Annotated in this window: 12 protein-coding genes; 10 read left to right on the top strand and 2 right to left on the bottom strand. The window is 37.6% G+C overall.

The genetic code is table 11. The features are described 5' to 3' along the window. Positions 1-43: 43 nt before the first annotated feature. The 9 genes from dnaG to MHB42_RS12410 all read left to right on the top strand — a co-directional run bounded on the left by dnaG (position 44) and on the right by MHB42_RS12410 (position 7702). The gene (gene dnaG / locus MHB42_RS12450; RefSeq protein WP_340806524.1) at positions 44-1876 is read left to right on the top strand and encodes a DNA primase; all 1833 of its coding nucleotides are present in this window, start codon (positions 44-46) and stop codon (positions 1874-1876) included. A 32-nt stretch (positions 1877-1908) separates the two neighbouring features. After that, entirely contained in the window at positions 1909-3036 is a 1128-nt protein-coding gene (gene rpoD, locus MHB42_RS12445; RefSeq protein ID WP_340806522.1) for an RNA polymerase sigma factor RpoD, read from the top strand. A gap of 234 nt (positions 3037-3270) precedes the next feature. Continuing rightward, a complete protein-coding gene (locus tag MHB42_RS12440) occupies positions 3271-3837 on the top strand; it encodes a hypothetical protein (protein WP_340806521.1) in 567 nt (188 codons plus the stop codon). A gap of 257 nt (positions 3838-4094) precedes the next feature. After that, the gene (gene cccA, locus MHB42_RS12435) at positions 4095-4451 is read left to right on the top strand and encodes a cytochrome c550 (RefSeq protein ID WP_340806520.1); all 357 of its coding nucleotides are present in this window, start codon (positions 4095-4097) and stop codon (positions 4449-4451) included. A gap of 169 nt (positions 4452-4620) precedes the next feature. Then, the gene (locus tag MHB42_RS12430; protein WP_340806519.1) at positions 4621-5313 is read left to right on the top strand and encodes a tRNA (adenine(22)-N(1))-methyltransferase; all 693 of its coding nucleotides are present in this window, start codon (positions 4621-4623) and stop codon (positions 5311-5313) included. Position 5314: 1 nt separating this feature from the next. Beyond that, positions 5315-6436 (top strand): Nif3-like dinuclear metal center hexameric protein, encoded by a 1122-nt coding sequence (locus MHB42_RS12425; RefSeq protein ID WP_340806517.1) that lies wholly within the window; start codon positions 5315-5317, stop codon positions 6434-6436. Positions 6437-6451: 15 nt separating this feature from the next. After that, positions 6452-6664: a hypothetical protein gene (locus MHB42_RS12420; RefSeq protein WP_340806516.1), complete on the top strand. Its 213-nt coding sequence runs from the start codon at positions 6452-6454 to the stop codon at positions 6662-6664. A 74-nt stretch (positions 6665-6738) separates the two neighbouring features. Further along, positions 6739-6993 carry a DUF2164 domain-containing protein gene (locus tag MHB42_RS12415; protein WP_445299979.1) on the top strand — a complete coding sequence of 85 codons (255 nt, stop codon included), beginning with the start codon at positions 6739-6741 and terminating at the stop codon, positions 6991-6993. A 94-nt stretch (positions 6994-7087) separates the two neighbouring features. Continuing rightward, the gene (locus tag MHB42_RS12410) at positions 7088-7702 is read left to right on the top strand and encodes a hypothetical protein (RefSeq protein ID WP_340806515.1); all 615 of its coding nucleotides are present in this window, start codon (positions 7088-7090) and stop codon (positions 7700-7702) included. A gap of 54 nt (positions 7703-7756) precedes the next feature. Here the strand turns inward: MHB42_RS12410 and MHB42_RS12405 are convergent, their stop codons facing one another. After that, a complete protein-coding gene (locus MHB42_RS12405; RefSeq protein ID WP_340806513.1) occupies positions 7757-9019 on the bottom strand; it encodes a dicarboxylate/amino acid:cation symporter in 1263 nt (420 codons plus the stop codon). 253 nt (positions 9020-9272) lie between these two features. Further along, positions 9273-10328 (bottom strand): TRAP transporter substrate-binding protein, encoded by a 1056-nt coding sequence (locus MHB42_RS12400; RefSeq protein WP_340806512.1) that lies wholly within the window; start codon positions 10326-10328, stop codon positions 9273-9275. A 113-nt stretch (positions 10329-10441) separates the two neighbouring features. Here MHB42_RS12400 and MHB42_RS12395 point away from each other — a divergent pair, with 113 nt between their 5' ends. Next, positions 10442-12022 carry an ATP-binding protein gene (locus MHB42_RS12395; RefSeq protein ID WP_445299990.1) on the top strand — a complete coding sequence of 527 codons (1581 nt, stop codon included), beginning with the start codon at positions 10442-10444 and terminating at the stop codon, positions 12020-12022. The last annotated feature ends 18 nt before the right edge of the window (positions 12023-12040 follow it).

Genomic DNA, 12040 nt, shown 5'->3' with positions numbered 1-12040 from the left:
AAAATGGATAGCGAATTGTGTTTTTAGAACGTAAATATTTAAGATGGTGATGGATTTGGCAGGGAAGATTCCAGAAGAAGTAATTGAGCAAATTCGCACACAGTCAGATATTGTTGATGTGATTAGTGAATATATGCAGCTTACAAAACGTGGGCGAAATTGGTTTGGGCTCTGTCCATTTCACGGAGAGCAAACACCGTCTTTTTCTGTATCAACGGACAAGCAAATTTTTCATTGCTTTGGCTGTGGTGCAGGTGGTAATGCCATTACTTTTGTAATGGATATAGAGGGCATTTCTTTTCCTGATGCAGTTGTGAAACTTGGGGAGCGTGCTGGCATACATTTAGATATTGAGCCAAGTTTCCCAGGCGTTACGAAAAAGGTTTCAAAAGCAGAAGAGCGGATGAAAGAGGCACATGCTTTTGCGGCAGATTTTTTTCATCATTTACTGTTGAACACCGAAGATGGTGAGGAACCTTTAAATTATTTGCTAGAAAGAGGATTTACAAGGGAACTTATCGAATCTAATAACATCGGTTGGTCTCTCCCAAGCTTTGATGCATTAACAATATTGCTTGAAAGAAAAGGTTATAACTTACAAGAGATTGCAGAAAGTGGTTTAATCATTAAGCGAGAAGGGGAAGAGCGTTATTTTGATCGTTTTAGAGGGCGCATTATGTTTCCGATTCGTGATGAGAACGGCAAAATCATTGCTTTCTCAGGACGGATACTTTCAGCTACTGGTGAAGAGGCAAAATATTTAAATAGTCCAGAATCACCAATATTTCAAAAAAGTGAAGTGCTTTATAACCTAGATCAAGCACGAACTTCTATCAGGAAAAATCGTCAAGTAATATTGATGGAAGGTTTTATGGATGTGTTGGCAGCTAGCTCAGCAGGCGTTAGCAATGCCGTTGCAACAATGGGGACTTCGCTAACAAATCAGCATATCACAAAGCTGAAGCGCTTAGTAGAGCAAGTTACAATTTGCTATGATGGTGATAATGCTGGTTTTGATGCAGCGAAAAGAGCGGCGCAACTACTGCATACGGAGCGCATGAAAGTGAATATTGCGGTGCTACCAGAAAAATTAGACCCAGATGAATATATTCGTACTTTTGGAGGACAAGCCTTTAAAGAGAAAATTTTGGAAAATCCTCACGCGTATATTGCTTTTATGATGATGCATGCTAGACGCAATAAGAATTTTCAATTTGAAAATGATACGCTTCAATATATTCAAGAAGTACTAGAGCAGCTAATAGGTAGGTCCTCACCAGTCGAGCGAGATTTGTATATACGGCAGCTATCAAATGAAACGAATATCTCAGAGGAAGCCATTTATGCTCAATTCCGAAAGCTAGAGGCAAATCAGGTACGTTCTACAAAAGCAGAATTACCGATATATCAGCCTTCGATGCCAGTCACGCAACAACATAAGCCTATGGATGCAGCCGAACGTGCCGAACGTTTATTACTTGCACATATGCTTCATAATATAGATGTAGTAGACAGGGTATTACGAAGTGAGCAAAAAGAACCATTTGTACGAGATGCTTATATGGCAGTGTTTGTTCGCTTAGTAGGGTTTTATGAGGAATATGGTCATCCTGATTATCAACGCTTTATGGAAATTTTGGATGATGCTGAATTGCGAAAAATTGTGATGGAAGCGGCTTTAGTGGAGCGAGATCCTGATCAAGCAGAGGCAGAGGTACTAGACTCTATACGCCAGCTTCAAAAATATAGAATTGAGCAAGAAATTGAACAAAAGATGCATGAGTCAAAGGAAGCGGAGAAGATGCATGAGTATGCACGTGCACTTGAAATCGCCCAACAGATTATTCATTTAAGAAAATCGTTATCGGCGATTTAACCCGATTCGGTTGTTTAGAAGGAGGAAGGTTTATGGCGGACAAGTCAGAACGTTCAAAAGAGATAGAAGTAGAAGTTACATTAGATGATGCAAAAAAAATCCTACAAGAAAAGGCAAAAACAGAAGGTGAAATTTCAATGAAAGAAATTTCAGAGAAACTTGCTCCTTATGAATTGGAAAACGAAGAAATTTTCCATTTTGCTGAAGACCTTGAAAAGCATAAAGATATTCAAATTATCGGTAAAGAAGAATTTGAAGAAGAAAGCTTAATGAAAGAAGAAGCAAATGAGGAAACTTTTGACTTAAATGATTTAAGTGTACCACCAGGTGTTAAAATTAACGATCCTGTACGTATGTATTTAAAGGAAATTGGTCGTGTGGACTTATTATCTGCAGAGCAAGAAATAGCATTAGCAGAGCGTATTGAGCAAGGTGATGAGGAAGCGCGTAAACGTCTGGCAGAAGCGAATTTACGTCTTGTTGTATCGATTGCGAAGCGCTACGTTGGTCGTGGTATGCTATTCCTTGATTTAATTCAAGAGGGGAACATGGGGCTTATTAAGGCCGTTGAAAAATTCGATTACCGTAAAGGTTTTAAATTTTCTACTTATGCAACATGGTGGATTCGTCAGGCAATTACACGTGCAATTGCTGACCAAGCACGTACAATTCGTATTCCTGTTCATATGGTCGAAACGATTAATAAATTAATCCGTGTACAACGTCAATTATTACAGGATTTAGGTCGTGAGCCTTCTCCAGAAGAAATTGGCGAAGAAATGGATTTAACACCTGAGAAAGTACGCGAAATTTTAAAAATTGCCCAAGAACCTGTATCTCTTGAAACACCAATTGGGGAAGAAGACGACTCCCATTTAGGAGATTTTATCGAGGACTCTGAAGCTCAATCTCCATCTGACCATGCAGCTTATGAATTGTTAAAAGAGCAATTAGAAGATGTGCTAGATACATTAACAGACCGTGAAGAAAACGTGCTTCGTTTACGTTTTGGTTTGGATGATGGTCGCACACGTACATTAGAAGAAGTAGGGAAAGTATTTGGTGTGACACGTGAGCGTATTCGTCAAATTGAAGCGAAAGCGCTAAGAAAATTACGCCACCCTTCTCGCAGTAAACGTCTAAAAGATTTCTTAGAATAAATTGAATATAGATGGAGCTGTCCGTATAATGAGCAACAAGCTCATGAGGATAGCTCCTTTTTAATAGCTTAAAGCTGCAAAACAAAAGCTATTCGCCTATAGCATGATGGGTAATAATAGATAATTAGAAGGAACAAAATAATAGATTTGCTACTTTATACAGATGTGTTTTTTTATAGTGTGAGATAAAATTGTAACAACAACCATTATTAAGCAATGTTTGGAGCTAACACTATGACAAATCCTCGAAAAAAGATAATTCTGAATGAGATTTTGTTTTGGAAACAAAATAAACTTTTACCAGAACACTATTGTGATTTTTTAGCAGCTCTTTATACAGAAGGAGCAGACCCAGAAGAATTAGAGCCTGTACAACACCCAAAACAAGCTGTTTTGCCAACAGAAAAACGCAAAATGATTTTGTTAATCGTAGGGCTATGTATCGTGATTATTGCGATGCTAGCCATCTATTTTACAATCACTTCCTTGACATTGATTTTAACCATTGTAGTGGGGATTAGTGCGTGTATCTTATTTATCATTGCATGGAATATGGCGCGAAAAAAACATCTATTAGCCCCTATTTTTCATTTACTTGCTGCCATTTTACTATTTAGCATGTCTATTCGCATTTGCACTACTTATTTTAGTGGTGATAATCTCGTGTTATTTTGCTTAATTGCTGCCAATTGTGTGATTTGGCTTTGGTCAGGCATCAAAATGAAGCTACTCTATTTCACTGTTTCAGGTGTACTAGGATTACTAGCGCTGATTGGGTATTATATCATAAATTTAGTGTGAGCTTTAGTAGTTATCATTAGTAGCAAAAGGAAACTTTGATTTTTAGTAGCGCATATAAATAGCAACTGATTAGTATTCATTTTTGGAATGGCAAGACATATTTTAGCCAATAGATACAGAAATGTCGAATTTGTTACAAACAAAGGAAAACTTAGCGAATAGGGCTTTTCGTTTCTCTAGGAATGAAGTACAATATTAGATGTTGACTGATTCTATATTATAGATAGAAGTAGACTTAAAATGAGGAGGGGAAACTTATGAAAAACAATCCAGTCGTTCCTTACATCTTAATTCTCGCATTTGGTATTGGTCTTATTTTCTTCATGTCTTTACAAGGTGCAGATAACAAGAAAGAAATTGCTGCTGAACATGAAGGTGGCGAATCTACAGAAACAACAGAGGCGAATGATGATGGCTCTGCATTAGTACAATCTTGTATCGGTTGTCATGGCGGTGACTTAACAGGCGGTATGGGTCCAAATCTACATGGTTTAGATGAAGAGCATATCGTAGACGTTTTAGTAAACGGTATTGAAGGTACACCAATGCAACCAAACATGAAAACAGAAGATGAAGCAAAAGCAATTGCTGAATACATCTCTACATTAGAATAGGATGAATGACAAGTAGCTGTACTGAAATGGTGCAGCTACTTTTTAATGCAAAAAATCATGCATATGGGGTTGTTTCTTTAGATGATAAACTTTGGGCGACGCCATTTGTTTTTTTTCTTTACATCATCCATACTAAGAGTGGACTCTATTTTAAGGTAGGCGGTATAAAATGAACGCACAAAAACTATCAAAGCGATTAGAAACAGTCGCAAAATTTATTCCTTCAGGAGCTATTGTTGCTGATATTGGGAGTGATCATGCTTATTTACCATGCTATTCCGTTCATAGGGGGATTGCCTCGTATGCCATTGCAGGAGAGGTTGTTAAAGGACCTTATGAATCAGCAGTCGGGCAGGTACAAAAGGAAGGGCTAACAGAAAAAATTACAGTACGTCTTGCTGATGGGCTGGCAGCGATTGAAGCGGCTGACCATGTAGACACAATAACAATTGCTGGCATGGGCGGACCTTTAATTGTTTCTATTTTAGAGAAGCATCCAGAAAAGCTGCAAGGTGTAACACGTCTTATTTTACAGCCGAATATTCATGCCAAAGTAATTCGCGAATGGGCTTTAGCACATCAATGGGCAATTGTTGATGAAGAAATTTTAGAAGAAGATGATAAAATCTATGAAATTCTCGTATTACAACGAGGACAAATGGAGCTTTCAGAGGCAGAAATTTTAGTTGGTCCTCGATTAAGCCAACGTCGCTCACCGGCATTTATTAAAAAGTGGCTGCGTGAAAAGGAAAATTGGCAACGAGTATTGCGATCCATTGCAGATGCAGAACAAACACCTGAAATTGAAGCAAAACGTGCAGAGTTAACGGCTCTGATTCATTTAGTGGAAGGGGTTTTGTAAGATGAAAGCAGTAAATGGTCAAGAAATCATTCAAGTGTTTGAATCATGGTCACCGAAAAAGCTAGCTTGTATGGATAATGATCCAATTGGACTTGCCATTGGTACATTAAATAAACCTGTTCATAAAGTGTTAGTTACATTGGATGTCAATGAAGCTGTAGCGAGTGAGGCGATTGACAAAGGCTGTGAGCTAATTATTGCACACCATCCTCCAATTTTTAGACGTCTTGCTAATATTCGCACAGACAATCCAGCAGGACGCTTATATGAAAAGCTAATTAAGCATGATATTGCTGTGTATGCAGCTCATACGAACTTAGATGTAGCTGCAGGTGGTGTTAATGATTTATTGGCAGATGCTTTACAGCTTGAGCAGCGTACCATTTTAGAAGAAACTTATTCAGAAAGCCTTTTAAAGCTTGCTGTCTTTATCCCAACAGCGAATGCTGAACATTTGCGTGAGGCACTAGCAACGGCAGGTGCAGGACGACTTGGTGATTATGAGGCATGTAGCTATACATCTATTGGTGAAGGGCGCTTTCGTGCAGCAGCAGGTGCAAATCCATTCGTAGGGACTGTTGGCGAATTACATATGGAGGAAGAGGTAAAGGTAGAGGTTGTCTTTCCAGAATCCATTAAAAATCGCGTCATAAAAGCGATGCTAAACAGCCATCCATATGAGGAGCCTGCCTATGATATTATCCGTCTTGAACAGCGTACAAATCAAATGGGCTTAGGGCGTGTAGGCTATCTACCAGAGGAAATGACCTTACAGCAATTTGCAAGCTATGTAAAGCAGCAGCTAGATGTACCAGCAGTGCGTGTAGTAGGCGATTTACAGTCAAAGGTTCAGAAAGTTGCACTCGTTGGTGGTGATGGCAATAAATATATTTATGCAGCAAAACGTGCAGGAGCAGATGTCTTTTTAACAGGAGATATGTATTTCCATACAGCGCAGGATGCACAGGCGATTGGCTTACAAATTGTTGACCCTGGTCATCATGTGGAAAAGGTGATGATTGCAGGCGTTGCCAAGAAAATGGCGACACTATGCGCAGAGAAAAAATATCATGTTGAATTTGTCCAATCAGCCATCCATACAGAACCATTTTTATTTGTATAAGTGAGGAGAGCACATATGGCAACTAAACAATCTGCTGGTAAGCTATGGATTATTATTGGTCTATTTATCGCCGTATTTGGCATTGGTATGACAATGATGACCAATATGATGAATGATAAAAAAATCGATGCAATGACACAGCAATGTGAAAGTGAAGGTGGACAAGCCATTGTAACAAAGGAAAAAAGCTTTCTATCTACGAAATATGGCTTTGAATGTCAAAAGTAATCAACAAGCCGAATACTAGGTAAATTAGTATTCGGCTAAAAAATACGCTTATTAATATACTTGCAGAAAGGGAGATGGCTATGTTTATTCGTTTTACAAAGGCACAACAAGAAATGATGATTGAGGATATTCAACGTTTTTTCTATAATCAGCGAGATGAAGAGCTAAGCGAATTTGAGGCAGAGCGTTTATTGGACTTTATGAAAGAACATATTGCGCCATACATTTACAATGCGGCATTATCCGATGCAAAGTATGTGGTAGAAAGACAATATGCTTCTATTGAAGAAGAGCTAATGGCATTAGAACGACCAATCAATAGAAAATAATAGGATGACCGTTTTCTCGCATGGAAGCGGTCATCTTTTTAGGTAGTGAATATTGCATTTCTGCTAGTCATACCTTCCTATCAGGAGGGGTGATATGCATAGAAGGCTACGAATAATTATAGGGTTACTGTTAGCGACTATAGCTGTCGTCATATTGTTTGCAGAGGGTAGAGAGCCCAAAATTGTGCAAGAGGAGCAGCGGCTCATCACGCAGGAAGCATTCACGCAGGCTACATTAAAAGAAAAGCTGCTTGAAACATATGTAGGGATTGATGTAAAAAGAACGGCAGACAAAGAATTGGTTATACAGGTTGTTGGAGGAGAGGAGTACTTTCTTGCCATAAAAGATGATCTAATGTCCATTGCTAAAAATACGATTCAAAACTCTGTGTTGAAGGATTATACAATTGTTTTTGAAAGATGGGAGCTAACATCATTGCTGGATTATCAAAAAATGGATGATAGCACGAATTTTTTAATAGAGGCTTTACTGGAAGGTCTCCAAGCTTTCGATGTCTATGAATATTTAACGCTTGAAAATCAAACGACCATTACGATTCACACAACGATAAAAGATGCCAATCATGAAGCACTGACACTAGTTGCTAAAATGGAAGATACCATTAATAAAATTGTCCAAACAAATGCACCACAGCAGGCTGCATACGTTATTCATATTTTAAATGCACAACGAGAAAAAATTAATTAGCCATAAAAAAACTGCTGAAGGCGATAGCCATGCTCTTTCAGCAGTTTTTATTACTTATGGAGCCGTTGTCACTTGTCCTGCAAGCGCACGTTTCTCCTGCTCAAAATCGAATTCTTTTTCTACTTTTGATACAACAACTGTTGCTACACCATTACCAATCAGGTTGGTCACAGCACGTGCCTCTGACATAAAGCGGTCTACACCGATTAATAGGGCAATTCCCTCTACTGGTATCATTGGGAATGCAGCAAGTGTGGCAGCAAGTGTAATAAAGCCAGAGCCTGTTACACCCGCAGCCCCTTTAGATGTAAGCATTAAAATTGCAAGCAATGTAAGCTGTTGCCAAATATCTAAATCGATACCATAGGCTTGGGCAATAAACAGCGCTGCCATCGATAGATAAATAGATGTTCCATCAAGGTTAAAGGAATAGCCTGTTGGTAATACTAGTCCAACTACTTGCTTTGAACAGCCGTAATTTTCTAGCTTACGCATCATTGAAGGCAATGCTGACTCTGATGAGGATGTTCCAACAACAATAAATATTTCATCTTTAATATATTTAATAAATTTAAAAATATTAAATTTAAAGTAGTATGCAATAATACCGATAACAACAACGATAAAAATAAACATTGTCATATAGACTGATAACATTAAAAATCCTAAATTTTGCAGCGATTTTAGACCAAAATTACCAATTGTATAACTCATTGCCCCAAATGCCCCAATTGGCGAGATTTTCATTACCATATTAACAATTTTAAAGAAAATATCCGCTACCTGTTCGAAAAATTTAATAACAGGCTTTGCTGGTTCGCCAATAGCAGCAGCAGCTAGCCCAAATAAAACAGCAGAGAATAAAACAGGCAATAACTCACCATTTGCTAGAGCTCCTACTACATTTTCAGGAATAATTTGTAAAATAAATGCTCCAAAGCCATGATCCTCAGCCGCTGCATTTGTATATTGAGAAATATCTGCTTTGCTAGCTGCATCTGTATTAAAGCCTTTACCTGGCTGAACAAGGTTGACAACGATTAAGCCAATTGCCAGCGCAAATGTAGAAACAACTTCAAAATAAATTAATGCCTTTCCACCAATTTTCCCAACCTTTTTCACATCACCCATGCTGCCAATCCCGATAACAACTGTTAAGAAGATGATTGGTGCAATTAACATTTTGATAAGCTTAATAAAAATATCTGCTAATATTTTTAATTTTGCGCCAAACTCTGGGAAGACAGCCCCAACAATAATACCGAGTATAATAGCGATAATCACTTGTACTGTTAAGTTTTTAAAATTTATCCGCATCTCTTTTCCTCCTATCACTAGTGTGAACGCTTTCAATGAAGTAATCATAGCTGAAATTTTCCGACAATGGTTTTTATGACCGTAATGTTTTTATTGTTCATTTTGTTCGTTTTTTAGTAAGAGGATAGATAAAGTCAGTAATAGCAAGGGGTTTAAGCTGTTTTATAGCAACTTAAAAAACGGTGATTCTATTATAATACAAAAGAAAAAGCCTTCACTATTTGTAAAGGCTTTTTCTAAATGAACAAAACTATTAGGGTGTCACAACTTTTTCAATCTCTGTTAAAATATCATTTGTTTGGATATGCGTTTTATAAAAATCATATACAGGTGTAAGCTGTTCCTTAAAGCGTAGTCTTTCTTGCTTACTCATTGTATAAACATTGAAATGATCCTGTTGCATCAGTTTTTGCATATCTTGATCATTCATTGATCTTGCTTGCTCAAATTGCCATTCTGTTGTTTCTTTCATAGCTGCGATTATTTGTTTTTGGATTTTCTCAGGTAATGAATTCCAAAAGCTTTCATTGATTAAAACGGCATAGCCTAAAATGCCATGCTGGGTAATGGTCATATGCTTTTGTACTTTATAAAAGCCTTTAGAATAAATATTGGAGGCGGTATTTTCCTGTGCATCAATTGTATGTGTTTCTAAATCTGTAAAAAGCTCGCTAAAGGATACCGATGTTGGTTTTGCGTTCACTGCTTCAAATTGTTTTTCTAATGTTCTACTCGGCATTGTGCGAATACGTAAGCCCTGTAAATCTTCAAAGGTATGAATGGGCTGGTCGGCAGAGGTTAAATGTTTAAAGCCGTTGTACCAAAAGCCAAGCCCTTTCACACGAAGACGGAGCGGTTCTAGTTCTGCTAATAATTGTTCACCGATTGTCCCTGTTAGCACCTCATGTATTTGCTCCTCTGTATGAAAGAGATAGGGTAAATCAAGCACCTGCCAGCTAGGTACATATGTTGTCATTTTCGAAAATGTAGGGACAATCATTTCGACATCACCTTTTTGTAAAGCACGAAATTCATTTTCATCATTAAATAAAGAGGCGTTTGCATAAACGTGTACTTTGACCTTACCAGCTGTCTTTTCCTCTACTAACTCAGCAAATTTATTAGCAGCCTGTCCCTTTGGTGTATTTTCGGCTACAACATGACTTAAATGTATCGTAATTTGTGTGCTTAATCCTGTTTGTTCATCATCATAAGGAAGGGGTTTGGCTAGTAGTAAGCCTTGCTGCACGCTAATCACAATAATTAACAATAAAACAGTGATAATAGTTCCTAGAATAAATTTTTTCATTGATTGCACCTAATTAATTTGTATTTTCTGATGTTTTTGTTATTTTAACATACGAAGTAAGCTAAAATATAGTCGAAGGGAGGCGAATTTGTTTGAAATTACAAAGGTTGTCAATGGAACGAAAAATTATGTTTCTGACATTTTTTATTCTTATGCTTTCCTTTAGTATTGGTGGTACTTTTTTATTAGGGTTTGTGATGAATGGACAAAAGACAGACCTTCGTGACCAGGCATTACTTGTAGCTAAAACGGTTTCACAGCTTCCTGAAATTAAAAATTATATTGCACAGCCAAATTTTCAAGAGGCAACAGCGCATATTCATCCAGTTGTAGAAGAAATTCGTGATATAAATGAGGCACAATATATCGTTGTGCTTGATATGCAAAGACGCAAATATGCTCATCCAAATCCACAGGAAATTGGACAAATCTCACAATCTAGTGATCTCAATGCCGCTTTTACAGAGCATTATTATACATCCATTGCACATGGTGAGCATGGCAATATGATGCGTGCCTTTGTGCCTATTATGAGCAATGAGGGGCAACAGATTGGCGTTGTCATTGTAGGCTATAGTGTGCTAACAGTAGTGGAATTACTGCAATCAATGCAGATCGAGCTAATGATAACGATTGTACTATCATTATTTTTTAGTGCATGGGGTGCACACACATTAGGGCTACATATAAAAAAGCAAATGTTTGGGTTAGAGCCTCATGAAATAGCCAAAATGTATGTAGAACGAACAGAAACCTTTAATGCGATGCATGAAGGGATTATTGCCATTGATAATGAGCTGACCATTACTATTTTTAATGAAAAGGCATGCGATATACTAGGTGTTCATGAACGCCCTTCCACATTGATTGGGCAGAAAATATTCCATGTGTTGCCAGATACACGGCTTCCTGAAATTTTAGAGCTTGATCAACCAATCTTTAATCGTGAGCTATATATTAATAACCATAGTATTATGAGCAATCGCATCCCTATACAGGTGAATGGCAAAACAGTTGGAGCCGTTGCGATGTTTAAAGATCGTACAGAGGTGAAAAAGCTTGCGGAGGAACTAACAGGTGTCAAGGCATTTGTCCAAGCGTTACGTGTACAAACACATGAGCATAAAAATAAACTGCATACAATTGCTGGGTTGTTACAGCTTGGTCATTATGAACAGGCATTGACCTACTTAACACAGGTGAAGGAAGAGCACGATGAAATTACGAATTTTTTAAATGAACGTATTAAAAATGAAAATATTTCAGGGCTATTGCTTAGTAAAATTTCCTATGCCAAAGAACAAGGTATTCGCTTGGACATTGACCGTGAAAGTCGCTTCACAACATTTCCGCCGAATTTAGATCATCATGATTTTGTTATTCTATTTGGGAATTTAATTGAAAATGCCTTTGATGCAGTAAAGGATGCACAAGTTGAGGAGAAAGTAATTCATGTATCAGTTGATGAAGATGATGATGTGCTAGCCATCCTTGTATCAGATAATGGGGTTGGTATGACAGATGAAATCAAGAAGCATATTTTTGACAATGGCTATTCCACAAAAGAGAAAAGTTATCGTGGGATAGGGCTTTATTTAATAAAAGAAATTATTCATAAAGGGCAAGGGGATATCGAAGTTGTGAGTGAGCCAAATAAAGGAACTAGCTTTTTAATCACTTTTTATTATTGTTAAGTAGGATGGAGGGATGAC

This window comes from Lysinibacillus sp. FSL K6-0232, from assembly GCF_038008325.1.
In the GTDB taxonomy this organism is placed as follows: domain Bacteria; phylum Bacillota; class Bacilli; order Bacillales_A; family Planococcaceae; genus Lysinibacillus.
The sequence above is the reverse complement of the archived record's forward strand: the minus strand, read 5'-3'. Positions and strand labels throughout refer to the sequence as shown.